This window comes from Aeromicrobium camelliae, assembly GCF_003850045.1.
Classification (GTDB): Bacteria; Actinomycetota; Actinomycetes; order Propionibacteriales; family Nocardioidaceae; genus Aeromicrobium; species Aeromicrobium camelliae.
In genome coordinates, this window is sequence record NZ_RQJX01000017.1 from 43,556 (window position 1) to 70,391 (window position 26,836).

27 protein-coding genes and 2 tRNA genes are annotated in these 26,836 nt (G+C 69.6%); 13 read left to right on the forward strand and 16 right to left on the reverse strand.

Features of this window, described 5'->3' with window-relative positions; genetic code table 11:
• Nucleotides 1-8: 8 nt before the first annotated feature.
• The gene (locus EHW97_RS12165) at nucleotides 9-2,780 is read left to right on the forward strand and encodes an MMPL family transporter (RefSeq protein ID WP_166367498.1); all 2,772 of its coding nucleotides are present in this window, start codon (nucleotides 9-11) and stop codon (nucleotides 2,778-2,780) included.
• Nucleotides 2,777-4,834 (forward strand): YhgE/Pip domain-containing protein, encoded by a 2,058-nt coding sequence (locus tag EHW97_RS12170; protein ID WP_166367499.1) that lies wholly within the window; start codon nucleotides 2,777-2,779, stop codon nucleotides 4,832-4,834. Before EHW97_RS12165 ends, EHW97_RS12170 begins: the two co-directional genes overlap by 4 nt.
• Nucleotides 4,835-4,843: 9 nt before the next feature.
• On the opposite strand, the gene lplB is transcribed toward EHW97_RS12170, so the two are convergent.
• The 4 genes from lplB to EHW97_RS12190 form a co-directional block, all read right to left on the reverse strand.
• Nucleotides 4,844-5,890 (reverse strand): lipoate-protein ligase small subunit, encoded by a 1,047-nt coding sequence (lplB, locus tag EHW97_RS12175; protein WP_124237447.1) that lies wholly within the window; start codon nucleotides 5,888-5,890, stop codon nucleotides 4,844-4,846.
• Between the two features lie 71 nt (nucleotides 5,891-5,961).
• Nucleotides 5,962-6,708, reverse strand: coding sequence for a SurA N-terminal domain-containing protein (locus EHW97_RS12180; RefSeq protein ID WP_124237448.1), 747 nt, complete (start codon nucleotides 6,706-6,708; stop codon nucleotides 5,962-5,964).
• Between the two features lie 71 nt (nucleotides 6,709-6,779).
• Nucleotides 6,780-7,466 (reverse strand): hypothetical protein, encoded by a 687-nt coding sequence (locus EHW97_RS12185; RefSeq protein WP_124237449.1) that lies wholly within the window; start codon nucleotides 7,464-7,466, stop codon nucleotides 6,780-6,782.
• A 46-nt stretch (nucleotides 7,467-7,512) separates the two neighbouring features.
• Nucleotides 7,513-8,325, reverse strand: a complete 813-nt coding sequence (locus EHW97_RS12190) for a TetR/AcrR family transcriptional regulator (protein ID WP_124237450.1) — start codon at nucleotides 8,323-8,325, stop codon at nucleotides 7,513-7,515.
• Between the two features lie 100 nt (nucleotides 8,326-8,425).
• On the opposite strand from EHW97_RS12190, the gene EHW97_RS12195 reads away from it, so the two are divergent.
• Together EHW97_RS12195 and EHW97_RS12200 are read left to right on the forward strand one after the other, a co-directional pair.
• Nucleotides 8,426-9,397, forward strand: coding sequence for an ATP-binding cassette domain-containing protein (locus EHW97_RS12195; protein WP_124237451.1), 972 nt, complete (start codon nucleotides 8,426-8,428; stop codon nucleotides 9,395-9,397).
• Nucleotides 9,394-10,221, forward strand: a complete 828-nt coding sequence (locus EHW97_RS12200; RefSeq protein WP_124237452.1) for an ABC transporter permease — start codon at nucleotides 9,394-9,396, stop codon at nucleotides 10,219-10,221. Before EHW97_RS12195 ends, EHW97_RS12200 begins: the two co-directional genes overlap by 4 nt.
• 12 nt (nucleotides 10,222-10,233) lie before the next feature.
• Here EHW97_RS12200 and EHW97_RS12205 read toward each other — a convergent pair whose 3' ends face one another.
• The 4 genes from EHW97_RS12205 to EHW97_RS12220 form a co-directional block, all read right to left on the reverse strand.
• On the reverse strand, nucleotides 10,234-10,758 hold the full coding sequence (locus EHW97_RS12205) for a hypothetical protein (RefSeq protein WP_124237453.1): 525 nt from the start codon (nucleotides 10,756-10,758) through the stop codon (nucleotides 10,234-10,236).
• Nucleotides 10,759-10,831: 73 nt separating this feature from the next.
• Nucleotides 10,832-10,905 (reverse strand) — tRNA-Val (locus tag EHW97_RS12210).
• A 139-nt stretch (nucleotides 10,906-11,044) separates the two neighbouring features.
• A complete protein-coding gene (locus tag EHW97_RS12215) occupies nucleotides 11,045-11,503 on the reverse strand; it encodes a peroxiredoxin (RefSeq protein ID WP_124237454.1) in 459 nt (152 codons plus the stop codon).
• Between the two features lie 60 nt (nucleotides 11,504-11,563).
• Nucleotides 11,564-11,950, reverse strand: a complete 387-nt coding sequence (locus EHW97_RS12220) for a DUF3052 domain-containing protein (protein ID WP_243696428.1) — start codon at nucleotides 11,948-11,950, stop codon at nucleotides 11,564-11,566.
• Nucleotides 11,951-12,083: 133 nt separating this feature from the next.
• On the opposite strand from EHW97_RS12220, the gene aceE reads away from it, so the two are divergent.
• Complete coding sequence (aceE, locus tag EHW97_RS12225) at nucleotides 12,084-14,831, forward strand: pyruvate dehydrogenase (acetyl-transferring), homodimeric type (protein WP_124237455.1); 2,748 nt, start codon at nucleotides 12,084-12,086, stop codon at nucleotides 14,829-14,831.
• A gap of 120 nt (nucleotides 14,832-14,951) precedes the next feature.
• The gene (locus EHW97_RS12230; protein ID WP_243696429.1) at nucleotides 14,952-15,992 is read left to right on the forward strand and encodes a phosphatase PAP2 family protein; all 1,041 of its coding nucleotides are present in this window, start codon (nucleotides 14,952-14,954) and stop codon (nucleotides 15,990-15,992) included.
• On the opposite strand, the gene EHW97_RS12235 is transcribed toward EHW97_RS12230, so the two are convergent.
• Nucleotides 15,977-16,945: an alpha/beta fold hydrolase gene (locus tag EHW97_RS12235; RefSeq protein ID WP_124237456.1), complete on the reverse strand. Its 969-nt coding sequence runs from the start codon at nucleotides 16,943-16,945 to the stop codon at nucleotides 15,977-15,979. The two genes, EHW97_RS12230 and EHW97_RS12235, sit on opposite strands and share 16 nt — an antisense overlap.
• 83 nt (nucleotides 16,946-17,028) lie before the next feature.
• Here EHW97_RS12235 and EHW97_RS12240 point away from each other — a divergent pair, with 83 nt between their 5' ends.
• Nucleotides 17,029-17,550, forward strand: a complete 522-nt coding sequence (locus tag EHW97_RS12240) for a hypothetical protein (RefSeq protein WP_124237457.1) — start codon at nucleotides 17,029-17,031, stop codon at nucleotides 17,548-17,550.
• A gap of 6 nt (nucleotides 17,551-17,556) precedes the next feature.
• Here EHW97_RS12240 and EHW97_RS12245 read toward each other — a convergent pair whose 3' ends face one another.
• Nucleotides 17,557-18,075 (reverse strand): DUF3145 domain-containing protein, encoded by a 519-nt coding sequence (locus tag EHW97_RS12245; RefSeq protein WP_124237458.1) that lies wholly within the window; start codon nucleotides 18,073-18,075, stop codon nucleotides 17,557-17,559.
• 96 nt (nucleotides 18,076-18,171) lie between these two features.
• Between EHW97_RS12245 and EHW97_RS12250 the strand changes: the two genes are divergently transcribed.
• Entirely contained in the window at nucleotides 18,172-18,477 is a 306-nt protein-coding gene (locus EHW97_RS12250) for a GNAT family N-acetyltransferase (RefSeq protein ID WP_208002024.1), read from the forward strand.
• Here the strand turns inward: EHW97_RS12250 and EHW97_RS12255 are convergent.
• The 4 genes from EHW97_RS12255 to EHW97_RS12270 are packed head-to-tail and all read right to left on the reverse strand — an operon-like array spanning nucleotide 18,465 to nucleotide 22,954.
• On the reverse strand, nucleotides 18,465-18,920 hold the full coding sequence (locus EHW97_RS12255; RefSeq protein WP_124237460.1) for a phosphatase domain-containing protein: 456 nt from the start codon (nucleotides 18,918-18,920) through the stop codon (nucleotides 18,465-18,467). The two genes, EHW97_RS12250 and EHW97_RS12255, sit on opposite strands and share 13 nt — an antisense overlap.
• Before the next feature lie 40 nt (nucleotides 18,921-18,960).
• Nucleotides 18,961-20,424: an acetyl-CoA carboxylase carboxyltransferase subunit alpha/beta gene (locus tag EHW97_RS12260; protein WP_243696430.1), complete on the reverse strand. Its 1,464-nt coding sequence runs from the start codon at nucleotides 20,422-20,424 to the stop codon at nucleotides 18,961-18,963.
• Nucleotides 20,421-21,632, reverse strand: coding sequence for a CaiB/BaiF CoA transferase family protein (locus tag EHW97_RS12265; protein ID WP_208002025.1), 1,212 nt, complete (start codon nucleotides 21,630-21,632; stop codon nucleotides 20,421-20,423). Before EHW97_RS12265 ends, EHW97_RS12260 begins: the two co-directional genes overlap by 4 nt.
• 2 nt (nucleotides 21,633-21,634) lie before the next feature.
• Nucleotides 21,635-22,954 (reverse strand): SLC13 family permease, encoded by a 1,320-nt coding sequence (locus tag EHW97_RS12270; RefSeq protein ID WP_124237462.1) that lies wholly within the window; start codon nucleotides 22,952-22,954, stop codon nucleotides 21,635-21,637.
• 99 nt (nucleotides 22,955-23,053) lie between these two features.
• On the opposite strand from EHW97_RS12270, the gene EHW97_RS12275 reads away from it, so the two are divergent.
• From EHW97_RS12275 to EHW97_RS12285, 3 genes are read left to right on the forward strand one after another with little or no spacing between them, the layout of a single operon-like run.
• The gene (locus EHW97_RS12275; protein ID WP_124237463.1) at nucleotides 23,054-23,755 is read left to right on the forward strand and encodes a FadR/GntR family transcriptional regulator; all 702 of its coding nucleotides are present in this window, start codon (nucleotides 23,054-23,056) and stop codon (nucleotides 23,753-23,755) included.
• Nucleotides 23,752-24,516, forward strand: coding sequence for a sulfite exporter TauE/SafE family protein (locus tag EHW97_RS12280; protein ID WP_124237464.1), 765 nt, complete (start codon nucleotides 23,752-23,754; stop codon nucleotides 24,514-24,516). Before EHW97_RS12275 ends, EHW97_RS12280 begins: the two co-directional genes overlap by 4 nt.
• Before the next feature lie 38 nt (nucleotides 24,517-24,554).
• Nucleotides 24,555-24,752 carry a hypothetical protein gene (locus tag EHW97_RS12285; protein WP_124237465.1) on the forward strand — a complete coding sequence of 66 codons (198 nt, stop codon included), beginning with the start codon at nucleotides 24,555-24,557 and terminating at the stop codon, nucleotides 24,750-24,752.
• A 17-nt stretch (nucleotides 24,753-24,769) separates the two neighbouring features.
• Here EHW97_RS12285 and EHW97_RS12290 read toward each other — a convergent pair.
• Nucleotides 24,770-24,843 (reverse strand) — tRNA-Met (locus tag EHW97_RS12290).
• A 95-nt stretch (nucleotides 24,844-24,938) separates the two neighbouring features.
• Nucleotides 24,939-25,388 carry a GNAT family N-acetyltransferase gene (locus EHW97_RS12295; RefSeq protein ID WP_124237466.1) on the reverse strand — a complete coding sequence of 150 codons (450 nt, stop codon included), beginning with the start codon at nucleotides 25,386-25,388 and terminating at the stop codon, nucleotides 24,939-24,941.
• Nucleotides 25,389-25,694: 306 nt separating this feature from the next.
• On the opposite strand from EHW97_RS12295, the gene EHW97_RS12300 reads away from it, so the two are divergent.
• Nucleotides 25,695-26,435: a PIG-L deacetylase family protein gene (locus EHW97_RS12300; protein ID WP_124237467.1), complete on the forward strand. Its 741-nt coding sequence runs from the start codon at nucleotides 25,695-25,697 to the stop codon at nucleotides 26,433-26,435.
• Between the two features lie 182 nt (nucleotides 26,436-26,617).
• Nucleotides 26,618-26,836: hypothetical protein (locus EHW97_RS12305; protein WP_133424839.1), on the forward strand; the 219-nt coding region annotated here is incomplete at its 3' end.

The following is a 26,836-nucleotide window of genomic DNA, read 5'->3' on the forward strand; positions in this document are numbered from 1 at the left end:
TCACGGCCATGTCGTCCTCCCTTCATGCCCTCGGCCGGTGGTGCCATCGCCACGGCCGGCTCGTCCTGGTCGGGTGGCTCGCGGCCCTGCTCGCCGCGATGCTGTTCGCGGTGGGCGTCGGGAAGGGAACCCACGACGACTTCTCGCTCCCCGGGACCGAGGGCCAGGAGGCACTCGACGCACTCGAGCGGACGTTTCCGCAGATCGCCGGGGTCTCGGCCCAGATCGTCCTCGTCGCTCCGGACGGGAGCACGGTCGACGACCCCGCAGTCCGCTCGGCCATCGACGCGACGCTGGCCAACGTCCGCGCGATGCCGCTCGTCGACGAGGCGCTCTCCCCCTTCGACGACCTCGTGGACGGCACGGTCAACGACGAGCGCGATGCCGCGATCGTGCAGGTGCAGTTCGCCGGCGGCCCCGGGGACATCACGGAGGCCGTCAAAGACGAACTGCAGGCGACCGCGGACCCGCTGCGCGACATCGGTGCCCGGGTGGAGTTCGGTGGCGGAGCCTTCATGAACACCGGACCCACCATCACGTGGATGGAGGCCGCCGGCGTGGTCGTCGCCTTCGTCGTCCTGTGGATCACGCTCGGATCGGTCCGTGCGGCCGGGATCCCGATCATGACGGCGCTCGTCGGCGCGGGTATCACGATGAGCCTGATCTGGGCGCTGACGGCCGTGGTCTCCCTGGCCTCGCCCACACCCCTGCTGGCCCTGATGATCGGCCTCGCGGTGGGCATCGACTACGCGCTCTTCATCGTCTCCCGGCAGCGCGAGGAGCAAGCTGCCGGCGTCGCGCCGGACGAGGCGAGCGGCCGGGCGGTCGCGACGGCCGGCTCGGCCGTCGTGTTCGCGGGCATCACGACACTCATCGCCCTCGCCGGCCTGGCGATCGCGCGCATTCCGTTCCTGACCTGGATGGGGGTGACCGCCTCCGCGTCCGTGGCGATCGCCGTGGCCGTGGCCGTCACCCTGCTGCCCGCGCTCATGGGGCTGGCCGGGCCGCGCCTCGCACCTCGCGGGAACGGGCGCCAGGCACGGCACCCGATCGCCCGGCGATGGGTGCGGTCCGCCACCGTGGCGCCCTGGGCCACGATCGTGCTCGTGGTCGCCGGCCTCGCGGCCCTCGCACTCCCCGGACGCGAGTTGCAGCTCGCCTTGCCGGGCAACGGGACCGCCGAACACGAGACGACTCAGCGCGCGGCCTACGAACTCATCGACGAGTATTTCGGGCCCGGATTCAACAATCCGATCCTCCTCCAGGCTGACATCGTCCAGTCGATGGACCCGGTCGGGCTCATGGACGCGCTCGGCGCCGAGGTCGCGGCGTTCGACGGTGTCGACACGGTCGCGCTCGCCACTCCGAATCCCACCGCCGACACCGGCGTCGTGCAGTTCTTCCCGACGACGGCCGCTGAGAACCCGGCGACCGCGCGTCTCGTCGAGCGGCTCCGTGACGCGGGGCCTCGATTCGCCGACGAGTACGGCGTGCACACTGCGGTCACAGGGCAGACGGCGATGGAGATCGACGTCTCGGATCAGCTGTCAGCGACGATGTTGCCGTTCGGCGCCTTCGTGGTGGTCCTGACCGTGATCTTCCTCAGCACCGTGTTCCGCTCTGTCGTCGTGCCCGTCAAAGCCGCGGCCGGGTACCTGCTCAGCGTGGGAGTCTCGTTCGGCGCTGTGGTCATGGTGTTCCAGTGGGGATGGGCCGCGGAGGTGCTGGGGGTCGACCACGTCGGGCCGGTGATCAGCTTCCTGCCGATCCTGCTGATGGGGGTGCTCTTCGGCCTCGCGATGGACTACGAGTTGTTCCTCGTGTCGCGGATGAAAGAGGAGTTCGGACGCGACGGTGACCCCGGACGGGCGGTCACTGCCGGCTTCCTCGCCAGTGGACGCGTCGTCACAGCCGCCGCCGTCGTCATGCTCGCGGTGTTCGTCGCCTTCGTTCCCGAGAGCGACGCGATGGTCAAACCGATCGCCTTCGCCCTCGCGATCGGCGTCTTCGTCGACGCCTTCATCGTCCGGATGGTCCTCGTGCCGGCCGTCATGGCGGTGCTCGGCCGCCGGGCCTGGTGGATGCCTGCCGCGTTCGAGCGGTTGTTGCCGCGTCTCGACGTGGAGGGTGACGCCTTGCACGAGCGTGTCGCACGGGAGACGTGGCCCGACGAGCCGGTGGTGATCGCCGCCGACGGCCTGCGCCTGCGCAGTGGCCTGCGGGTGGAGCGCCTGCGCGTGCCCGCACCGCTCCTGGTCGTCGAGGGCGCGGCGGCGGACCGTGCCGAGGTCCTCGCCCTGCTCACCGGCCGCTCCCCCAGCACCCCCGCTCCGGTGCGCGTCGGCCAGTACGTTCTCCCGTTCGATGCCGCCCGCCTGCGTCGTGACGCCGTCCTCGCCGACTGGCCGGGCCGGACGGATCGCGGCAGCGTCGCCGAGGAGCTTCGTCGGCTCGGAGCCGAGGACCCGGGGGCGGCGGTCAGCGCGACGACCGCGGCGCTCGGAGCGGCCGGCTGCAGTGTCCGCGAGATCGACCTCGACACTCCACTCGATCGGCTCCGGGCTGCTGAGCGGGCCGTGCTCGCCGTCGCCGCGGCACCGGTCCGCGTGGTCGCCGTCGACCTGGCGGAACTCTCCGACGCCGACGTCGATCACGTTCTCGCGGCCCTCGGCTGGGTGGCGGACGATCGCATCGTCGTCGCGGGTGTGGCCCCGGGCCAGCCGCCCCAGGATGCTCACGTGCTCGACCTCACCGCTCGATGGGAGCTGACCTCGGCATGACTGCTGCCACCACACCGACCCGGTCGCGCCGGCGACTCCTGCTCGCACTCGCCCTCGTGCTCCCCCTCGCCGTGATGGCCGTTCATGCCGCCGCCGACGGCGCCCGCACGCCCCGGGCGGCGGACGTCCGTGCGGCGGTCGTGAACGAGGACGAGATCGTCACCCTCACCACTCCCGCCGGTGAGGAGCAGCCGGTCGCCGTCGGGCGCCTTCTTGCTGCCGAGCTCACCGGCGATGACCGCCCCGACAACTTCGACTGGGTCATCACCCACCGCGACGATGCCCTGACCGGTCTGCGTCGGGGCGATTACGGCGCCGTGCTGATCATTCCGAGCGACGTCTCGGCGGCGGCGATCTCACCGGCCGGCGACGACCCCGGCTCCGCCCGGACCGCACAGCTCCGGCTCGTCACGGACGATGCGACGAACCGGCTCGCGGGCCGGCTCGCGGGAAACGTCACCGTCGCCGCGATCGCCGCGATGAACGCTCAGGTGGCGCAGACGTTCATCGACAACATCGTCCTGTCCACCGGCTCCGTTCGCGATGCGCTGAGCGAAGCAGCCGAGGGTGCCGAGCAGTTGCGTGACGGCACGGCGCAGCTCGCGGCAGGCTCGACCGGACTCGCCGACGGCGCGACCCGTCTCGACGACGGCGCGTCCGAGCTGTCGTCAGGAGCAGCGCGCCTGTCCTCCGGTGCGGCGGAGGCGGCCGGAGGGGCCGGCGAGCTCGCCGGAGGCATCGCGCAGCTCGACGACGGCCTGCAGGAGTTGCGACGACAGACCGCCGCGCTCCCGGACCAGGCGGCGCAACTCGATCAGGGGGCTCGGGACCTGCGCGACGGCGCCCAGCAACTCGACGCCGGCGCCCACGAGCTGATCGCCACGGTGGAACCGTTCCTCCAGATGGCGCAGCACCTCACCGACACCATCACCGGATGGGCCGCGCAGTGCAGCGAGCTGCTCCCGCCCGAGGCGTGCGTGTGGGTGAACGAGGCCGTGACGGAAGCGCAGCGCATCAACGGAGAGATCCAGGCGCTGGGCGCGCAGGGGACACTGCTGACCGACGGGACCTCACGGCTGAGTTCCGGGCTCGCGCAACTCAGCGAGGCGACGGCCCAGCTCGCCGCCCAAGCCCCGCAACTGACCGGCGGCATCGCTCAACTCGCCGACGGGTCCGCGCAGGCGCGCACGGGTTCGGCGGCGCTCGCCGACGGTGCCTCCCAGCTCGCCTCCGGAGCCGGGGACTTGCGCGACGGCACGCGCGTGCTGAACCGGGGCACGTCGCAACTCGCCGAGGGGACACGTGAGCTCGTCGACGGCAGCGGAGCGTTGCGGGACGGCAGCGGTGAGCTTGCCGACGGACTGAGCGAGGGGGTGGAGCAGATCCCTCGCTACTCGGCCCAGGAGCGAGAACGACTCAGCGAGGTCGCGGCCGCTCCGTTGCGCGCGTCTGCCGAGCGGCGCCACCCCGTGCCCGTCGACGCACTGGCCCTTCCCGCGGCGGTCGCGCTCGGGCTGCTCGCGGCCGCGGCTGCGGCATGGGCGGTACGACCCGCCTTGTCGCGCTCGCGACTGGTGGCCTCGCAGAGACTGGCGCGGCAGCTCATCGCGCCCCTGCTGCCGGTCCTCGGCATCGTGGCCGGGCAAGTGGCGCTCTTGCTCATGGCGGTGCTCGTGGCCGCTGATCACGAGTCGATCGAGCGCCCGGCCGCCTTCGCGGTCGTCGCGGTCACCGCCGCGGTGGCGCTCACCGTGCTCGGCCAAGGTGTGGTCGCAGTCGCCGGACGGCCACCGGCCGCCGCGCTCGCGGCAGTGGCGGCACTCGTGACGCTGGGGGCCGAGTCGTCGGGTTCCGGCTCGCCGCTCGTGAGCGCGCTACGGGACCTGTCGCCGCTCTCCCGCGCGCTCGACGGCCTCGAGGCCGCGCAAGCAGGCACCTCGGTCGCGGCGACGGTCGTGGCTCTCAGCCTCTGGGCGATCCTCGGTGCCGGTCTCACGCTGCTGGCCGCCCAACGCGCGCGGGCGGACTTGCGCTGGCTCCTGCCCGCGGCGTGAAGACACCGATCAGGGGACGCGCGCGAGCCAGGCCGGGTCCTCGTACTTCTCGCGGGCGAGCTCCTCGGCCTCCTTGCGGGTGGCGTCGTCGAGCTCCACCCGCCGCAGACCGTAGCTGTTCTCGAAGGACTGCAGCATCGCCTCGACGACCTCGGCACGCGACAAGCCGGTCTGCGACCGGATCGGGTCGACGCGCTTGGCTGCGCTGACGTGCCCCTTGTCGGAGAGCTTCTCGCGGCCGATGCGCAGGATGTCGAGCATCTTCGCGGCGTCCATGTCGTAGGACATCGTGACGTGGTGGAGCACCGCTCCGTTGGCCGTCCGCTTCTGCGCCGCTCCCCCGATCTTGCCCGCCGGCGACACGATGTCGTTGATCGGCACGTACGACGCCTCAACACCGAGTTCGCGCAGTGCGCGCACCACCCATGCGTCGAGGAAGGCGTACGACTGGATGAAGCTCATCCCCTCGACGAGCGTGGCCGGGACGTAGAGCGAGTAGGTGATGGTGTTGCCGGGTTCGACGAACATCGCGCCGCCACCGGAGATCCGCCGCACCACCGTCGTGTCGTGGCGTGCCGCGGCGTCGAGATCGACCTCGTTCGACAGCGACTGGAAGGATCCGATGATCACGGCGTTGGAGGCCCACTCCCATACGCGCAGCGTGGGCGGCCGTTCGCCGTCGCCGACCTGCCGCGTGATCACCTCGTCGAGGGCCATCTGCATCGCCGGATGCTGCTCGCCGGTGTCGACGAGTTCGAACGTGTGGTCCGCCCAGCTCGTCGAGCGACCCAGCGCACGCAGCACCGCGATGGCGATGGACCGGGGGTCGAAGCCGACCATGACCGCGTCCCCGCGGGCCCGCTCGATCGCCTGCTCGAAGGTCGTGGCGGGGGCGTCGGCCGGTAGTCCGTCGAGCGCGTCGGACATGCGGCCCAGCGCGTCCTCGGGCTCGAGGAAGAAGTCGCCGGAGAGGCGGATGTCGGTCAGGACGCCGTCGCGCACGTCCACGTCGGCGACGACGAGCTTGCCGTTCGGAACCTTGAACTCACCATGCACATCACACTCAACGCCGGGCGGTGCCGTTTGCTTCCGGGCGCCGCACGGCCGTCTCGGCCGCGCCGCCGGGGTCAGAGCCGACGCTCGATCTCGGCGTCCTTCCGCGCTTCGTCGACGATGCGCGTCAGGGTCTCCTGCTGACGCTGCGACTGCGCCGCCTCCTCGAGCTGGGGACGGACCTCCTCGAACGAGGGCACCTCGGCGGCGCCTCCTTGCGCTTGACCCAGTTGCTCCTGCTGAGCGACCGCCTGGTCGTAGAGCTCACGAAGTTCGGACTCCGCGATCGGCTCGTCGCCCATCTCGTCGTCGACGAGGGCTTCGATGACGATCCCGTCGGCCACCTGTGCGCGCACCTCGTCCTCCGAGAGACCCTGCTGCTCCTGGAGGGCGGCGACGTACTCGTCCGCTGACGCCATCCCGTTATTGGTGGCGAACGTCTGGAGCGACTCCTCGATCTGCTTCTCGGACGCGCTGAAGCCGCGCGCCTCGGCCTCCTGAACCAGCAAGGTGTTGTCGACCATGAGATCGAGCGTCTGCTTCTTCAGGTCATCTTGATCCACCGCCTGGCCCGCAGCGGCAGACTGTTCGAACTGCGGCTCGTACACCGCGACGAAGTCGTCGCGCCCGATCTCCTCGCCGTTCACCACCGCCACGACGTCGGGGATTCCGGAGAGATCCGCTTCGGTGGTCTCCGCGGCCGGCTGGTCGTCGGCTTGGTCGTCGGCGCCGGACGTCCCGGCCACCACGGCCATCAACAGGACCCCCAGCACGAGAGCCGCGGCGACGACGGCCGCCAGCATCCTTGTTCGAATTGACACGTGTACTCCCTCGTCGTCGGTCGAGCGGGTCCGACGCTAGCAACGGGAGCCTGAGTCCGGCCGTCCGTCGATCAGCGGGCAGGGGGCCCGACCGGCTCAGCGTGACGCCCGCGCCGCGACCCGATGTACGCGCGCTCGCGCAGTTCGGCCAGGAACCCCACGGGGGCCAGATCCGGGAGGTTCACGAGGTACGGGTCGAAGGAGATGTCGCCGGTGCGGCGCCGCCCGAAGATCTCCACCCGGCCGATGACGTTCCAGGCTCCCTCTCGCCGTTCCTCGAGGGCGAAACCGAGTGGACCGCTCGCCAGTGCCGCGTCCAGCGCAGCGACGGAAGCCGGTGTCGCGGCACCCACGTCGGGGCGCAACGCGAGGACCACCCGTTCGCCGGAGGCGCGGTACGGCAGCAGTGTGCTGTACGCCGTGCGGTTCCATCGCGTCGTCGGACTCAGCACGTTCCGCCGCCATCCGCTGCGGCCCACTGTCGTGAGGAGCAGATCGATCGAGTCGTGGTCCGGACGAATGCGGATCGCGATGCCGAGGAGATCGGGAAGGCCTCCGGGCGTGCCGATCCCCTTCGACACGCGGACCACCGCGTCGGCCGACCCGGGGCCGCCGAGCGCACGCACGGTCGGCGATGCCGGATCGTCCCAGCGTGCGCTCGCCTCGAAGATGTCACCCGACGGGTGGAAGCCGCGGGCCGAGCGGGCGCGGGCGAGCAGCTCGAAGGCGGACTCGACGGCATCCATCGCACGACTCATGCCTGGTCGGTGCCCGGCGGGTTGGTACGCGAAACCCGCCCCGACCTCATCTGGCGGCGTGATCCTCGATGTACGCGGCGATGCCGTCGAGCACGATGCGAAGACCGAACGTCACGGAGTCCTCGGCGTCCGCGGAGGGTGCCTGCGGGGCGCCGGTCAGCGCGGTGAACAAGTGCGGGAAGTCCTCGGGGTCGGCCAAGGTGCGCAGCTGCGTCTCGAAGTCGCTGTAGATGTTCGCCTCCGCGACGGCCGTGGCATCGAGCTCGCTGTCGGGTACCTCGGGTGCCACGCCGCTGGCCTCGCGCACGTGCTGGATCGCCGCGCGGTCGGACTCGACCTGGACTCGGGATTCACCGAGCACGTACTCGGCCAGCAGGCCCAGGATGGCGAGCTTGTCCTCGCCCGGCAGCGCGACGTCACGCAGACAGCCCATCCCGGCATCGAACCACCGCAGCCGATTCGGGCCCGGATACATCGCCGAGAGGGGCAGGTCCAACACCCACGAACGAGCGACGATCTGCTCGATCTGGGCGCGCGTCCAGCGCGCGAGGCCCTGGCGCCAGTCCTCGCCGGGAACGAGAGGCGGCGGCTCACCGACGAAACGATCGCTCATGAGCGCCAGCAACTCGTCCTTGCTCCCCACATGGCGGTAGAGCGCCATGGAGGAGTACCCGAGTTCCTGAGCCACCCGGGCCATCGAGACCGCGGCGAGGCCCTCGGCGTCGGCGATCGCCACCGCAGCTCCGAGGATGCGGTCGACCGACAGCCCGGCTTTCGGCCCGCGGCGGCCCTCCGGCTGCCGACCCCAAAGACGTCGGAGAGTCGGCGAGAGCTGGTCATCCGCCTCGTGATCGGTCATGTGCCCATTCTCGCGTGGGCGAGGAGCTGGACACGGGATACCACCCTGGTCCACACTGTTAATGACATAAACAGTTTCTTTCATAAACAGAAGGATGTCCATGCCTCCTTCCGAGCCGATCGTCGTCGCGAGCGGGCTTCGCAAGTCCTACGGGACGTCGCGCCGCCCCGTCACCGTGCTCGACGGCATCGATCTGATCCTTCATCGCGGCGAGGTTCTCGCCTTGCTCGGCCCGAACGGCGCCGGCAAGACGACGACCGTGCGCATCCTCAGCACGCTGCTGCGGCCCGACGCCGGCACCGCGACCATCGCGGGACACGACGTCCTCACGGCGCCTCGCCGGGTCCGCGAGGTCATCAGCCTCACCGGTCAATACGCCGCCGTGGATGAGAAGCTCACCGGCCGGGAGAACCTCGCGCTGATGGCACGCCTGGCTCATCTCCCCCGCCCGGCGGCACGCGCCCGCGTCGACGATCTGCTCGAGGCCTTCGACCTCACCGACGCCGCCGACCGGCGCCTGACCACCTACTCGGGCGGGATGCGGCGCCGACTCGACCTGGCGGCCGGGCTGCTGCGCCGTCCGCAGGTGCTCTTCCTCGACGAGCCGACCACCGGTCTCGATCCGCGTAGCCGGCAGGGGATGTGGGAGGTGATCAACGAGGTGGTGGCCCAGGGAACGAGCCTGTTCCTCACCACGCAGTACCTCGAGGAGGCCGACCAGCTCGCCCACCGCGTCGCCGTGATCGACGACGGACGGGTGGTGGCCGAGGGCACGCCGACCGAGCTCAAACGTCGCGTCGGCGAGGCGGGGGTGGAACTCACCTTCGGCTCCGCGGCCCTCGCCGCCGCGGCCGCCGCCGCACTCGCCGAGAACGCGGCCGTCCAGGAGGACCGCCTCGTGCGGATGCCGACCGACGGCAGCGTCGCCCACGTCAAGTCATTGCTGGCACGGATCGAGGCGGCGGGCGCCGAGCCGGAGCACTGGGAGGTGCGCGCCCCGTCGCTCGACGACGTGTTCCTCACGCTCACCGGGCGCGTCGCACGGGCCGCCGAGAAGGAGGTGGCGGCATGACCACCGCGACAGCGAACCCGACCGCGTCGACTCGCGCTCAACGGATCCAGCACGCAGGATCGGACGTCCTCGCCATGACGGGGCGCGCCGTGCGCCTGGTGATCCGCGATCCCGACTCCATGCTGATCTCGCTCGTCCTGCCGATCACGATCATGGTGATGTTCGTGTACGTGCTCGGCGGCGCCATCGACGTGGGCATGGACTACGCCACGTACGCCACACCCGGCGTGATCCTGCTCTGCGCCGGGTACGGCGCCTCCAACACGGCGATCGCGGTCGCCGAGGACATGATCGGCGGTGCGATGGACCGCTTCCGGTCCATGCCGATCCTCGGGCCCGCCGTGCTCGCCGGACACGTCATCGCGAGCGTCGCCAAGAACCTGGTGACCACCGCGCTGGTCCTGGTCGTGGCCACGCTGCTCGGGTTCGAGCCCGACGCAAGCCTGCTGGAATGGCTTGGGGCCATCGGGGTCATCGCGCTCTACATCCTGGCGATCACGTGCATCGCGACCTATGTCGGAGTCATCGTGCGCACTCCGGCAGCCGCGGGCGGGTTCGGCTTCTTCATGCTGTTCCTGCCGTACATCTCCAGCGCGTTCGCTCCCCCGGAGACGATGCCCGCCTGGTTGCGCGGTGTCGCCGAGCACCAGCCGGTCACGCCGATCATCGAGACGATCCGGGGACTGCTCGTCGGGCTCGGCTCGGACGCGGCCCCCGCGACCGACCTGGGCAGCACCGCCCTGCTCGCGATCGCCTGGTGCGCGGCCCTCATGGTGGTCTTCCTCACCGCGGCGTCGCGGGCCTTCAGTCGCCGGCGGGGGTGATGAGCCGGGAGCTCAGCGGCCGAGCATGCGGTGCTGGACGGCCTCGAGCCACGCCACGACCTGCCCGGCCGGCGCCTGGAGTGGGCCGACCTGCAGCACCCGCGAACCGCGCCCCCACACCACGGTGACCTGGACCGCGTTCATGACGACTTTCGCTCCGGTGACGTTCTGCCAGGGCACAGTCGCGAGCCCGGTGACCTCGATGCCGTGAACCGTGACGACGAGGTGACGGCGCAGGTGGCCGATTTGTTGCACCAGCACCACGGCGGAGAGCCCTGCACAGATGAGGAACGGCGGGGCGACGAAGAGGAGAGCGATCAGGCCGAAGGCCAGGGCGAATCCGATGGTCGCGCCGAGGCAGAGCACCAGGCTGAACGCGGCCAGCCCGATCGCGATGTATCGCAGTCGGCTCGCTGCCGGGATCACGACGCGGCCCGAACGCTGCAACTCGGTGTCCCATGCCCGCAGCGGAGCCCACCATCCACCGTTGCCGTCGGGCCCATGCGGCGGCACCGCCGACCATGACTGCTGACTCATGCGGTCTCCCCTAAGCCTTCGCTCCGCTCGTGCAGGCGGAACCCCCACCCACGGGGGTTCTCGCACTGCACAGTGGGCGAAGAGGGGTTCGAACCCCCGACCTTCCGGGTGTAAACCGGATGCTCTGACCAGCTGAGCTATTCGCCCTCGACGAGGTGGATCGGCTCGCAACGATAGCGCACGACAGGTGTGCCGCCAGGGTCTCGGGTCCCTGGCGGCACGCTGCCATCAAAGCAGAACGAGGCTCGCCCGGAGGGCGATTCGCGAAATTCGTGCCGCGGGGGACTCAGGCGAGGTCGGCGAGCGCGGCGCGGTAGGCCCCGAGGTCACGGGCTTCGCCCATCTGGTTCTCGACCTTCCACCGCACGATGCCCTCCGCATCGATGAGGAAGGTCCCGCGCAGCGCGCACCCGAGTTGCTCGTTGAAGACGCCGTAGGCCTTGGCGACCTCGCCGTGCGGCCAGAAGTCGCTCAGCAGGGAGAACTGGTAGCCGTCCTGGTCAGCGAACGCCCGCAGCGCGAACATCGGGTCGCAGGAGATCGCGAGCAGCTCGACGTCGTTGCCGGAGAAGTCCTCGAGGTTGTCGCGCAACTCGCACAGCTCGCCGGTGCAGATCCCGCTGAACGCGAAGGGGTAGAACACGAGCGCAACGGGTCGCCCCCGCAACGCCGACAGCGAGACGTCCTCGCCGTGCTGGTTCTTGAGCGTGAAGTCCGGTGCGGCGGTGCCGATCTCGATCGTCATGCGCCCGAGCGTAGCCGCACCACGGCGCAGGACCTCCGACAGTCCGGGGCCAGCCGGCCGTCAGCGCCGGTGCGTGGAGAGCTTGGTGGCCGACCAGTCCTCCCCTGCGGGGAAGGTCGTGGTGACCGACAGGCCGGCGATCGGGGCCGCCTCGCCGATATCGGCACCTGAGACGTAACCGTCGCGCCCTACCTTCGGGGTCAGCAACCACACGAAGCCGCCCTCGGCGACGTCCTGCAGCGCATCCATCAGCCCCTCGGCAAGATCACCGTCGCCTTCGCGCCACCAGAGAATCACGCCATCCACGACTTCGCCGACGTCACCGTCGACCATCTCGTGACCGGTATGACCCTCGATCGCCGCGCGCAGCTCGTCGTCGACGTCCTCATCCCAGCCCAGTTCCTGGATGACGGTGTCGGGGACGAATCCCATCTTGCCGGCGTCCACCCGCTCCTCCTTGTCGTTGATGTGCCCCGAACCTACTGAAAAGTAGGTTCACTCTGGGCACCTGCCGCTCTCACACTAGCGAACTTGAAGTGGAATGATGGAGAAGTCCACCCGACACCCAAGGGAGCTTTCAATGCCGCAATCCGGCCAGGAACGTCCGCCCATCATCCACGAAGGCATGCCGACCCAGCTGCCGGACGTCGATCCGGAGGAGACCCGCGAGTGGGTCGACTCGCTCGACTCGATGGTCGATGGCCGCGGACGCGAGCGTGCCCGCTACGTGATGCTGCGCCTGTTGGAGCGCGCGCGCGAGAAGAACGTCGGCGTGCCGGCGCTGCGGAGCACCGACTACATCAACACGATCCCGCCCGAGCGCGAGCCCGACTTCCCCGGCGACGAGGACATCGAGCGCCGCATCCGTTCGTACATCCGCTGGAACGCGGCCGTCATGGTCTCGCGCGCCAACCGCCCCGGACTGGGCGTCGGCGGCCACATCGCCACCTACCAGTCCGCCGCGAGCCTGTACGAAGTCGGCTTCAACCACTTCTTCCGCGGCAAGGACCACCCCGGCGGCGGCGACCAGATCTTCTACCAGGGCCACGCCGCCCCCGGCATCTACGCGCGCTCGTTCCTCGAGGGGCGCTTCAGCGAGGAGCAGCTCGACCGCTTCCGCCAGGAGCACTCGCACGGTTTCGGCAACGGCCTGTCGTCGTACCCGCACCCGCGGCTCATGCCGAACTACTGGGAGTTCCCCACGGTCTCCATGGGTCTCGCGGCGATCAACTCGATCTACCAGGCGCGCTTCAACCGCTATCTGCAGAACCGCGGCATCAAGGACACCAGCCAGCAGCACGTGTGGACCTTCCTCGGTGACGGCGAGATGGGCGAGCCCGAGTCGCTCGGCGCCATCGGCCTGGCCGCACGCGAACAGCTGGACAACCTGACCTTCGTCATCAACTGCAACCTGCAGCAGCTCGACGGCCCGGTCCGCGGCAACGGCAAGATCATCCAGGAGCTGGAGTCGTTCTTCCTCGGCGCCGGCTGGAACGTCATCAAGGTGGTCTGGGGCCGTGAGTGGGACGACCTGCTGGCCAAGGACACCGACGGCGTCCTCGTCAACCAGATGAACCGCACGCCCGACGGCGAGTTCCAGACCCTCTCGGTGGAGTCCGGCGCGTACAACCGCGAGCACTTCTTCGGTGCCGATCCGCGTCTGCTCAAGATGGTCGAGCACCTCTCGGACGAGGACATCGAGAAGCTCCCGCGCGGCGGACACGATTACCGCAAGGTCTATGCGGCGTTCGACGCGGCGCGCAAGCACACCGGTCAGCCGACCGTGATCCTCGCGCACACCATCAAGGGCTGGCTCCTGGAGGCCTTCCAGGCGCGCAACGCCACGCACCAGATGAAGAAGCTCACCAAGGACGACCTCAAGGGCTTCCGCGATCGGCTGCGCATCCCCGTGACCGACGAGCAGATCGACTCCAGCGACATCGCGCCGTTCTACCACCCCGGCAAGGACAGCGACGAGATCCAGTACATGCTGGAGCGCCGCCGCGAGCTCGGCGGTTCGCTGCCCAAGCGCGTCGTCCACCCCGTCGAGGTCGAGCTGCCGAAGACCGACCTGTACGGCGAGCTCAAGAAGGGCTCGGGCAAGCAGCAGATCGCCACGACGATGGCCTTCGTCCGCCTCCTGCGCGACCTGATGAAGGACAAGAACCTCGGGCCGCGCATCGTGCCGATCGCGCCGGACGAGTACCGCACGTTCGGTATGGACTCGATGTTCCCGTCCAGCAAGATCTACAGCCCGCACGGCCAGACCTACGAGTCGGTCGACCGCAAGCTGCTGCTGGCGTACAAGGAGTCCGAGAAGGGCCAGCTGCTGCACGAGGGCATCAGCGAGGCGGGCGCCATGGCGTCGGCGATCGCGGCCGGCAGCTCGTACGCCACGCATGGCGAGCCGATGATCCCGGTCTACCTCTTCTACTCGATGTTCGGGTTCCAGCGCACCGGTGACTCGATCTGGGCGATGGCCGACCAGATGTCGCGCGGCTTCCTCATCGGGGCCACGGCGGGCCGCACCACGCTGACCGGCGAGGGACTCCAGCACGCTGACGGCCACTCGCCGCTGCTCGCCCGCACCAACCCCGCGGTCGTCCATTACGACCCGGCGTACGCGTTCGAGATCAGCCACATCGTCGAGGACGGCATCCGCCGCATGTACGGCCCCGACGCCGAGAACGTCATCTACTACCTGACGGTCTACAACGAGCCGCTCAACCAGCCGGCCGAGCCCGAGGACCTGGACGTGGCGGGGCTGCTCAAGGGCGCGTACCGGTACCGAACGGCGCCGTCGGGATCGCGCCGTGCGCGCATCATGGCGTCGGGCGTCGCCGTGCCGTGGGCGCTCAAGGCGCAGGAGATCCTCGCCGACCAGTACGACGTCGCCGCCGACGTCTGGTCGGTGACCTCGTGGAACGAGCTCGCGCGCGAGGGCACCGAGGCCGAGCGGTGGAACTTCAACCACCTCGGCGAGGAGCGCAAGGTCCCGTACGTCACGCAGGTGTTCACTGAGGACGATCCGCAGATCCCGACGTTGGGTGTGAGCGACTACATGCGCGCCGTCCAGGATCAGATCGCCCGCTGGGTGCCGGGCCCCTGGCAGTCGCTCGGCGCCGACGGCTTCGGTTTCGCCGACACCCGCGCGGCCGCCCGCCGGTACTTCCAGATCGACGCCGAGTCGATCGTCGTGGGCGTGCTCGCCGAGCTGGCCGCACTCGGTCAGATCGACGGCACCGTGGCCCGCGAGGCTTTCGAGAAGTTCCAGGTCGACGACCCCACCTCGATGGCCGGCGTGCCGCAGGAGGGCGCCGACGCCTGAGCTGTCGATGCACGACGACGGGGATGCGCATTTCGCGCATCCCCGTCGTCGTTTCCGGCGCGTGTGGAGGGCGCGGAGACGCCCTCCAGGGCGGTGGGGCCGTCCCCCTAGACTGTCTCCATGCAATCTGCACGATGGTGGGAGTTTTTGCGTCGCTGGCCGTACACGTTCGGTGTCGCCCTGTCGCTCGCAGTCGGTATCTTCACCATCGTCATGTCGCAGAACCTCGGGGTCCCGCTGCGCGACCCTGAGGGTTTCCTCGGCCCGGCGTACGTCCGACTCCCGCTCATGGGCCTGGCGTTCTTCGCCGCTGGCGTCATCCCGATGGCGATCAAGCGGCGCGGTGTGCGCAACCTGGTTCCCGGCATCCGCGACGTCGTCCGCGACGAGTGGACCTGGGGTCGCGTCGTGCACATCCTCCTCGGCCTGCTGACCTTCTACGCCTGCTACGTCAGCTACCGCAACCTCAAGAGCTACCTTCCGGTCCTGCGCGAAGGCGTCCTCTACGACAAGATGCTCTCGGAGTGGGACTACTGGCTGTCGTTCGGTCATCAGCCGGCCGAGCTGCTGCATCAGCTGCTGGGCACGGGGTTCAACGCGCAGATCCTCTCCACGGTCTACCTGACCTACCTCATGCTGATCCCGATCACGCTCGCGGCGTTCCTGGTGCTCAACCGCGACGTCTCGCTCGGTGCGTGGTACGCGACGGCACTCGCCCTCAACTGGATCCTCGGCACGGTCAGCTACTACATCTGGCCGTCGCTCGGTCCGGCGTTCTACCAGCCGCAGTTCTTCACCGATCTCGAAGAGACCGGCGTGACCGCCCTGCAGCAGTCGTTGTTCCGCAATGGATCGGCCTTCAAGGAAGATCCCACCGGTGCCTACATCTACGGCATCGCCGGCTTCGCCTCACTGCATGTCTCGGTCACGTTCACCGCGGCGCTGTTCTTCCAGCGCACGGACCAGAACCGGTTCATTCAGGCTGCCGGCTGGATCTACTTCGTGCTCACGGTCATCGCCACGATGTACTTCGGCTGGCACTACATCGCCGACGACATCGCCGGCGTCTTCATCGGCTGGTTCGCGGTCGCGCTCGGCGGCTGGGTCACCGGCAACGGGTTCTGGAGACAGCGCCACCACAAGGTTCAGCTGACCGCGTAGTCGAGCGGTTCGCTGGGCACCGGCTCGACGACGCACGGGTCCCCGCGCCGCAGCAGCGAACGCCAGCGGCCCCGGTGGTACTCGGCTGCCGGCTTGGTCGCGCAGAACTCCACCACGAGTTCGGTGAATCGTTCCGGCTCGTCGCGGTGGGGGAAGTGACCCGTGTGCTCGAACAGGTGGGTCTCGGAGTTGGCGAAAGCCGGCCCGTTGTGCGCGTGGTCGACGGGGATCACCATGTCGTCGGTCCCCCAGATGAGCAGGACCGGCATGAGTCGAGCGAGGTAGGCGCGATCGGTCATCGTGACGTACTGCCCGCGCCAGTCCATCACGGTGCTCGTCACACGGCGGAAGGCGTGGCGCTGCGCCGGGTCCGCCAGTTTGAGATACGCATCCGCCACTTCGCCGAGATCGCGCATGGCGGTATGTGGCAGCTTGGCGAGCCCTCGCAGCGCACCGGCCACCAGCGGCCGCCACGGCCGCATCGTGGCGACTCCCATGGCCAGCCCGGCCCCCGGAAGCGTGAGCATGCGGATCAGCGGCGTGACGTCGCGACCCAGTCCGCCGGTCGCGACCAGCACCACGCGCTCGGTGCGCTCGGGGAACTGGTAGGCGAACTGCATCGCCACTCCCCCGCCGAGGCTGTGGCCGACGACGGTGACCGTGTCGATGTCGAGGATCGTCAGCAGATCGCGCATGCCGTTCGCGTATCCGCCGAGCGAGTAATCCGCGTCGGGCTTGTCGGAGGCGCCGTGCCCGAGGAGGTCGGGAGCGATCACCGTGAAGTGCTCGGCGAGACGGTCCATCACCGGAAGCCAGGTGGTGGAGTCGCAGCCCAGCCCGTGCAGCAGCAGCAGCGCCGGACCGGATCCCCGTCGGCGATAGGCGCGCCGGTATCCGTGGACGACGACGTATTCCAGGTCGTCGTCCGAAGCGGACGAACGGCGCGAACTCATTGACCCATCGTAGGGCGTGACGCGGCTTCGCGGCGGTAACGGCCGTGCGCCAGGTCACGCGTACCGCGCCGTACACTCGTCTCGTGGACACGGACGACGACATCGACCTGGAACGGGCCAAGAAGCCGGCCGTACGCGCCGTCTCCTGGATGGCGATCGTCGGTGCCGCATTGGGCATCGCCGCAGGACTGCTGGGAGCGACCGTGTTCACGGCGACGGGCATCACCGGTGCCGATCTGCCCCCGCTGAACGCCACCCCGAGCCCCTCGGCGACGCCGACACCCACGCCGACCCCGACGCCGACCGAGACGAGCGAGCCCGGAGAGCCCGAACCGCAACTCTTCGCCGAGAGTGATCGCGTGCCGCCGGGCCAGCGCTTCCGGCTCAGCGGCGTGCTCCCCTCGGCAGCGGACGGAACGACGCTGCAGGTCCAGGTGCGCGATGGCGAGGGCCCGTGGGACGACTTCCCGGTCACCACGCAGGCCGAGGCGGACGGCAAGTTCGAGACGATCGTCTACACCTCGCGCACGGGCGAACGCGGGTTCCGGATCATCGATCCGGTGTCCGGAGACGCGACACCCGAGGTGCGCGTCACGATCGGCTGAGGCCGCTCAGATCACCTGGTGCAGCCAGCGCACCGGGGCTCCGTCCCCCGCGTGCCGGAACGGCTCGAGCGCTGCGTCCCAGGCCTCCCCGAGCAGGCCGTCGAGGGCCTCGTCCATCGAGACCTCGCCCAGTGCCGCCTTGAGGCGGAACGCCTTGATGCGGTCCTCGGGGATCATGATGTCGCCGTGCACACCGACGACGGCATGGAAGATGCCGAGTTCGGGCGTGTAGGAGTAGCGGGCGCCCTCGCTGCTGGCGGTCGGTTCCTCGGTCACCTCGAAGCGCAGACGCTCCCAGCCGCGCAGAGCCGAGGCCAGCGAGGCGCCAGTGCCGACGCGAGCCTGCCAGGACACCTCGGCACGGTACGTGCCTGGTTCAGCGGGCTGCGTGGACCACGCGAGATCGACGGAATCGCCGAGCACGTTGGCCGCCGCCCACTCGACGTGCGGGCAGAGCGCGGACGGCGCAGAATGCACGAAAAGAACACCCCGGGTGGTCGGGGCGTCACTCGATATCGTCCTCATCGGTACCTCCCTAGGGTCGCCTTCCCCAGCGTCCTCGGGACCAAGTACCACCTACATTGTGACCTAACCGCCCCGGAGCGACAAGAGAGGATGCCCGTGAGCACCACCGTGCAGCAGAACGAAGCCGCATCGCGCTTCGAGATCCACGTCGACGGCGAGCTCGCCGGGTTCGCCGATTACGACCGCCGCGGCGACGTCTGGGAGATCCCCTACACGCGGGTCTTCGACCGGTTCGGCGGCCGCGGCCTCGGCCACGAACTCGTCGTCGCGACATTGTCGAGCATCGCCGCGCAGGGCGGGCAGGTCCTTCCGACGTGCCCGTTCGTTCCGCTCGTCATCGCCGAACACCCCGAGTACGTGGCACTCGTGCCCGAGGAGCGCCGCGCCCGCTACGGCTGGTGAGACACGCTCTCGCGCGTGTCGTGGACGACGGGGATGCCGGCGTCGCGCCACAGCTGGAGGATGTCGTCGCGATCCTCCCACGCCTCGACGGGGTCGAATCCGTCGTCGCGTAGCTGTTCCAGGAGCTCGGCCTTGACGACCTGGGCAGGTCGGAAGTCGCTGGCGTACCGCATGTAGAGCCCGTCGTGCTCGATCTGGTGGGCGACCAGCCAGTCGAGCGTGAGGTCGCGCCAGATGAACTCGCGCGAGGTCACCAGGAGGACGGCGCGACCGTCCTCGCGGGCCCGCCGCGCCGCTTCGACCAGTTCCGGGCGGGCCGGACAGCCGGCCGACGCGGCGTGGAACGCGTGATAGTCCGGATCAGGGCCCTCGATGAGGTGCTCGATCTCGGTGGTGTCGCACAACGTGCCGTCGAGGTCGAACAGCACAGCGGGTCGCGGCATGGGAGCACGGTACCCGACCGCGCCCCCATGCCGGTCCAGCTCAGCGCTGCGCCTGCGCTCGCGCGCGGTCGCTGGTGAGCTGCCGCAGCCAGTGGCCGATCTCGGCGGCGACGGCGTCGGCGAGACCCTCGGGGGTGTCGCCCTCGGGCTCCGCGACGATCTGACGGACGACGCCGTTCGCGTGCAGATCGGCCGCGCCGATCTGTTGACGCCGCGCCAGTTCCTCGGCGTGGTCGATGTCGCCGTAGACGATGGCACTCGCGCCCTCGGGTGGCAGGGGCGAGAGCCAGCTGTGCTGCGCGGCCACCACGACGTTGGCCGGCAGGAGCGCCAGGGCTCCTCCGCCGGTGCCTTGCCCGAGCAGGACCGAGACGGTGGGCACCGTCAGCGTGGACATCGTGGCGATGCATCGCGCGATCTCGCCGGCGATGGCGCCCTCCTCGGCCTCCTTGGAGAGTTCGGCACCCGGCGTGTCGATGATCGAGACGAGCGGGAGGCCCAATTCCTCGGCCAGCCGCATGCCCCGGCGAGCCTCGCGCAGCGCGCCGGGACCCATCGGCGAGGCCGGGGTCTGCTTCGTCCGGTCCTGACCCACGACGACGCAGGGCACGCCGTCCAGGCGCGCGAGAGCCACGAGCATCGAGGCGTCGCGCTCACCCTCGTCGGTGCCCTTGAGCCGCAGCGTGGCATCGCTCCCCCGGCGCAGCACGTCGCGCACACCGGCACGTCCGGGCCGGCGGGTCCGCATCACCGAGTCCCAGACGGCGCCGTTGACGCCGTCGGGCAGAACCCGGCGTTCGCGGCTGGACGGCTCGACCTCATCGAGCAGGATGCCCAGCGCGCGCTCGACGAGCGCCGGAAGCTCTGCCGACGACACGACCGCGTCGATGATGCCGCGATCGGCGAGATTCTCGCTGACTTGGACGCCGGACGGGAACGGGTCGCCGTACAGCGTCTCGTAGACCTTGGGGCCGAGGAAGCCGACGAGCGCACCGGGCTCGGCGACCGTCACGTGGCCGAGCGATCCCCACGACGCGAACACGCCGCCGGTCGTCGGGTGCCGCAGGTGCACGAGGTACGGCAGGCCGGCGGCGCGGTGATCCATGATCGCCCGCGAGATGTCGACCATCCGGACGAACGCCGGGGTGCCCTCCTGCATGCGGGTGCCGCCGGAGGCCGTGGAGGCGAGCAGAGGCAGTCCTTCGGCGGTCGCGCGCCGGATCGCGGTCACGATGCGCTGCGCTGCGTCACGGCCGATGGAGCCGGCGAGGAACCCGAACTCATTGACGACGAACGCGACCGGGCGCCCGTGTACGGTGCCCCGTCCGGTCAGCACGGACTCGTCCACTCCGGTGCGCTCACGGGCGCGCAGCAGCTCCTGCTGGTACTTCTCGGCGTAACCGCTGATGTCGATCGGTTCGTCCCAGCTCTCGAAGGAGTCCGGGTCGAGCACGAGCTCGATGAGCTGACGTGCCGTCATCCGCTCGCGGGCCGTCGTCGTCACTGGTCGTCCTCCTTCACCCAGGCACGGATGGCCGCGCCGTGCTCGTCGAGGGTCGGCGGGGCCGCGTGGTCCCGCCGCGTGACTTCGGTGCCGTCGGGGCCGAAGAAGCGCAACGGCGGTCCCGGCAGCGTGAGCCGGCCGAGCGTGGCGTGATCGACGTCGACCAGCAGTCCCTGGCTGGCGGTCTGGTCCCACGCGTACACCTCGTCGAGCGTGCGGACCTTGCCGGCCGGGATTCCGACCTCGGCGAGACGTGCCAGCAGATCGGCCGCGTTCCACGAGGCGAAGGCCTCCTCCACCAGCGCGATGGTCTCCTCGCGCTTGGCGACCCGCTCGGGGTTCGTGGCGAAGCCGGGCAGCTCCGGATCGAGGTCGAACGCGGCGCAGAAGCGCTGCCAGAGGCTCTCGCTGCCGAGTGCGATCTGCACGGCGCCGTCGGCGCAGCGGAAGAGACCGTAGGGGGCGATCGACGCGTGGTGGTTGCCCTGGGCGCGGCCGACTTCACCGGCCACGGTCCAGCGCGTCCCCTGGAAGGCGTGGACGCCGACGGTGGCCGCGAGCAGCGACGTCCGCACGACCTGGCCGTGGCCCGTGCGCTCACGCTCGTGGAGCGCGGCGAGCACGCCGTAAGCGCCGTACATGCCCGACAGCAGGTCCGAGATCGGGGTGCCGACCTTCTGCGGGTCGTCCGGGCCCGAGCCGGTCAGGGACATCAGTCCGGCTTCGCCTTGCGCGATCTGGTCGTAACCGGCGCGGCCGCCCTCGGGACCGTCGTGCCCGAAACCGGTGATCGACAGGATGACGAGGCGGGGGTTGCGCTCCTGCAGCGTGGTGAACCCCAGTCCCAGGCGATCGAGCACACCGGTACGGAAGTTCTCGACGAGGACGTCTGCGCGGTCGACGAGCTCGAGCAGGACCTCGCGGTCGGCGTCGTCCTTCAAATCGAGGGCGATGGACTCCTTGTTGCGGTTCGCCGACAGGAAGTACGTGGACTCCCGCGTCCCGTCGGTCGGCTCGCCGGTGTGGCCGTCCTCGCTCGGCCAACGGAAGGGCGGTCCCCACCCTCGGGTGTCGTCGCCGCGACCCGGCGCCTCGACCTTGACGATCCGGGCACCCAGATCGCCGAGCATCATCGTGGCGTGCGGGCCGGCGAGGGCGCGGGACAGGTCGACGACGAGGAGATCTGACAGCGGTCCGGTGCTGGTCATGGTCACACTCCCCATCCGGGTAGAACGAGCGCCGCCCACACGAGGAGCGGACCGACGACGACGACGATCACGCTGTACGTGAGAATCTGGCGATAGTAGGTCTGCTCGCTGACCGTCTCGGGACGGTTGGCCAGCATGAGCGCGCCGTTCGTCGAGAACGGGCTGACGTCGACGATCGTGGACGAGACGGCCAGCGCAGCGACGAACATCGCCGGGTGGATGCCGCCGTCGACGATGAGCGGGATGGCGATCGGGACGATCACCGGAAGCAACGCCGTCGACGAGGCGAAGGCCGACGTGACGCCACCGACGTAGCAGAGGACGAGCGCGCCGATCGCGACCGCACCGAGCCCGGCCGCCCAGTTGCCGACGAACTCCGGAGCCTCGGCCTTGGTGAGAATCGTCGCGTAGGTGCTCACTCCGGCGACCAGCAGTACCGTCGGCCAGGCGATCTGGTTGATCGCGCCCTTGTGCTCCTTGGCCGAGAGCATCGCGAGGATGACGGCGGCGGTGATCGCCACGAAGCCGATGTTCTTGTCGAACGCCAGCGCGATGACCGCGACGGCGACGAAGGCGATGAGCGTCAGCATCTGGTCGGTGCGCATGCCGGCAGCGGCCGTGGTGGTGGGGGCGTCGGCACCGGTCCCCCGCGCCGGGACGGTGGCACCGCCGCTGTGGAGGCGCTCGGCGAGGTTGTCGTCGGGGTCGACCCGCTCGGACATGAGCCGACGTCCGCCGAGGACCACGAACAGGATCGCGGCCATGATGAGGTTGACGACGAGGCTCGCGAGGAACACGGTCATCTCGCTGGTCTCGAGACCGTTCTCCTCCATCACGGAGTTGGTGATGGTGCCGTAGATGCTGATCGGCGAGAAGCCGCCGCCCTGGGCGCCGTGCACGACGAACATGCCCATCATGAGCGGGTTGATCTTGTATTTGCCCGCGAACCCGAGGGCGATGGGGCCGATGATGGCGCAGGCGGCCGGGCTCGCGGCACCGATCGCGGTCAGCAGGGCGGTCACGCCGAACATGACCCACGGAATGAGGGCGACGCGCCCGCCGACGGCGCGCACGGCGGTCGTCACGATGAGATCGACCGTGCCGTTGTTGCGCGCGATGGCGAACAGATAGGTGACGCCGATCAGCGTGAGGATCAGATCGCCGCTGACGCCGGCCAGGATCTCCTTCTCATCGAGATTGAGGGCGTACATCCCCACGAACCAGGCCGCCACGTAGGCGAGCGCACCCATGTTGATCGGCAACAGCGTGCCGATCACGAACAACGCGACAAGCGCGATGATCGCTACCCATTCCGGTCCCATCGACCGTCCTTCCGACTGATGACTCGTGACTGGCGTCACATAAAGGATCAGTGGCCTATCCAATAGGCAACTGAGTGTGTTGTCAATACACTCCCACGCATGGCCCCACGACAGACCCTGCGCCCCGTGCAGCGACCCCGGCTCTATGAGCAGGTGGCTCAGCAGATCTCCGAGTGGATCGACACGAACGGTCTCCGTGCCGGCGATCGACTCCCGCCGGAGCGGGAGCTCGCGTCCCAGCTCGGGGTCAGTCGCGCGACGGTGAGTCAGGCGCTGGTGGCCCTCGAGGTGATCGGCGTCGTGGTCGTGCGCCACGGCGACGGGGCGATCCTCAGCGACGTGACGGGGCCCTCGCGCGTCGTCGAGGCGATCCGCGACCACGCCAAGCGCATCCCCGAGGTCATCGACGCCCGCGACGCACTGGAGACCAAACTCGCCTCCCTGGCCGCCGAACGGCGGACCGAGGAGGACCTCGAACGCATCGACGAGGCGCTGCGCGTGATGGAGGCCGACATCGAGGCCGGCGGGCGCGGCGACGAGGGCGACGAGCTCTTCCACGGCGCGGTGACGGCGGCAGCGCACTCGGACCTCCTCGCTCGGATGATGGCCGAGATCGGTGAGTTGATCGCCGAGACGCGGATCGAGTCGCTCGGCCAGCCCGGACGTCCCCGGGACTCGCTGGCCGCTCACCGCCGCGTCGCGGACGCGATCCGTGCCGGTGATGCCGCGGAGGCCGCCCGCGCCATGCATGCCCACATCGAGCAGGTCAGCGATGTGGCGATCCTGAACGAGCGCCCGTGACCCCGCTCGATCAGGTCATCACCGTTCTCGCCGGTCTCGGCGCCGGGATCGCGACGTCGTCGATCGGGGTCGCGTCGCTTGTGAGCTTCCCGATCCTGCTCGCGCTCGGCATCCCGCCGGTGACCGCCAACTCGTCCAACACCGTCGCGCTCGTCCCGGCGGGGCTCACCGGAGCCCTGGGATACCGCCGCGAGTTGCTGGGACGCCTCCCCCTCGCGGCGGCCGTCATGGGCCTCAGCGGCGTCGCGGCCGTGGCGGGCGCGCTCCTGCTGTTGCGTCTGCCGGCCGACGTCTTCGCCACCCTCGTCCCGTGGCTGATCCTGTTCGCGTGCCTGCTCGTGGCCGTGCAGCCGAGGATCTCGGCGTGGCTGAAGAGCCGTCGCCCCGAAGGATCCGACGACGCTCGGACCTCCATGACGCCGTCCCTGGCCGCCGGAACCGCGGCCTGCGGCGTCTACGGCGGCTACTTCGGCGCAGGCCAGGGCGTCATGATGATCGCGGTGCTATCGCTCGCGCTCGACCTTCCGCTGGCGGTGGTGAGCGCCTTGCGCACGCTCGCGGTGCTGGCATCGAACATCGTCGCCACGGTGATCTTCGTGTTCATCGCGCCGCTCGACTGGCACATCGTGGCGCTGCTGGCCTCGGGCTCGATCGTCGGCGGGTATCTGGGTGCCCTCATCGGACGTAAGCTCCCCACCTCGGTGTTCCGCGCCCTGATCGTCGTCGCCGGCGTCGCGGTCGCCATCGGCTACTGGCTCTGACCCCTGCGACGGCATCCGGGCGGTGCGACGATCGAGACATGAGCAGCACCGGCCCCGCGACACCTCGTTACGTCATCACGATGGCCACGCTGATCTTCACGATCGCCTTCCTGGCCATCGGCGTTCCGGCGGGTTACGCCCTCGGCTGGCCGTGGTACGTCACCGTCCCGGTGTGCCTCGTGGCGGGGATCATCGTCGGGGCGATCGCCTACCGCGCCTGGAAGTCGAGCCAATAGCTGCCAAGCGGCTTTCGTAGGGAGTGCGGGGCTCGAACCCGCGACCCAAGGATTATGAGTCCTCTGCTCTAACCGGCTGAGCTAACTCCCCATGCGCGAAGCGCAGTATCGTGACGCCCCAGTATGGCGCAGATCATTGCAGCGAACCCGACCAACCCCGGTCGGGCGCGAGGTCACGAGTCGCCGTCAGACAGTAGGCCTCATCTCGTACGTCACCCACTGAGTCGCCTCAGCATGTGCGTCGTACACCGACCGGGCGGACACGTTGTCCGCGGCGGTCACCCATCGCACGACGCTGCATCCCGTCTGCCCGGCATACTCGGCGGCTCGCCCGAGCAACGCCCCGGCAGCGCCTCTGCCGCGCGCCTCGGGTGCCGTGAAGAGATCGTCGAGGTAGAGACCGATGGTCGCTGTCGACGGCCGTGCGAAAGACCGGAGATTGGCGAGCGCGATGAGGCGATCGTCCTCGACCGCGACAAGACCGACGAGCCCATGCTGGCCATCGCGCACCCACTGCCACGTCGTCGTGACCGCGCCGGGATCGTCCGACAGCCGATAGAACGACCGATATCCCCGGTAGAGCTGCATCCACGCGTCCTCGTCGCCGGGTTCCACCGTCCGCACCGTCATGCTCATCTCGCAACCCTATAAGCGACATCGCGGGGGCCGCGGTGCCCTCGCGCATCACCCGAGCGGCGCGCCTGGTGTGAGATCGAACACGGTTCACTCAAGATTCAGCCGCTCGACGTGCGGATGTCGCGAGCCGGGTCCACACTCGAGAGTGAACGGCTCGCACACTCCAGACACGCTCGGGAGTCGGGGTCCTTCCAACCTCGGGACCCCCACCCGTTCACTCGGCCGCCTGGTCGCGCATTCCTCCCGCGCCCAGGCGGCCGAGGCATGTGAGCAGCCCATCGCGCTCCCAGCGCCTAGCCTGGAGGCATGACGGACGACGCACTCCTCCCCCTCACCGAAGACTGGGACCGCGCGCTGGTCGTGGTCGCTCATCCCGACGACGTGGAGTTCGGCGCCGCCGCCGCGGTGGCGCGATGGACCGGCCAAGGCAAGACGGTCGTCTACTGCATGGTGACGAGCGGAGAAGCCGGTATCGACGGACTCTCCCCCGACGAATGTGCGCCCGTCCGCGAGGCCGAGGAGCGCGAGTCAGCCGCGATCGTGGGGGTGGAGACAGTCGAGTTCCTCGGCTTCCCCGACGGCGTCGTCGAGTTCGGCGTGCCCCTTCGCGCCGCCATCGCCGGGCAGATCCGCCGGCACCGCCCTGACATCGTCATCACCGGCAACTTCCGTGACACCTGGGGCGGCCGCTCCCCCAACCAAGCGGACCACATCGCCGTCGGTCGCGCTGCGCTGCACGCGAGCCAGGACGCCGGGAACCGCTGGATCTTCCGCGAGCAACTGGTTGACGGACTTGAGCCGTGGGGCGGCGTCCGGCAGGTCTGGGCGGCAGGTTCGCCGCAGTCCACCCACGCCGTCGACACCACCGACACCTTCGACGCAGGCGTCGCGTCCCTCACCGCCCACCGCGCCTACATCGAGGGCCTCGGCTGGGAGAACTTCGACCCTGCGGAGTTCCTCGAGAGCATGTCCCGCCCGACCGGCCGGCGCCTCGGCGTCACCCACGCCGCGGCCTTCGAGGTCTTCACCATGACCTTCGGCGAATAACAGCAACGGCGCCAACTGATCGCGTAGCAACGAGCGTCGGCGGTCGAGCAGGCCCGAGGAACGAGGGGCAATGGAGCCGTGGCAACGGGGGCATAGCCGCCACGGAGCGAGACCAGTTGACGTGATGTGGTCGCTGTGCACAAGCGGCTAAAAGTGTCGGTGGCCTTCTCTAGATTAGGAACATGATCGAGAGCACCCCCGACGCGCAGGTGGCCTACATGGCCGGACTGCGGCGCGAGAGTGCTCAGCTGGACTACCGACGCTGGGCCGCGATGCTCGAGTTCCTCGATGCCGAGACGGCTCGGATTGAGCAGGAGGGGGAGGCGCAGCAGCAGGACCTCGCGCTCGCGGCGGTGCGGTCCGTGGTCGCGCAGGCGAACGGCTGGTCCGAGCACCAGGCC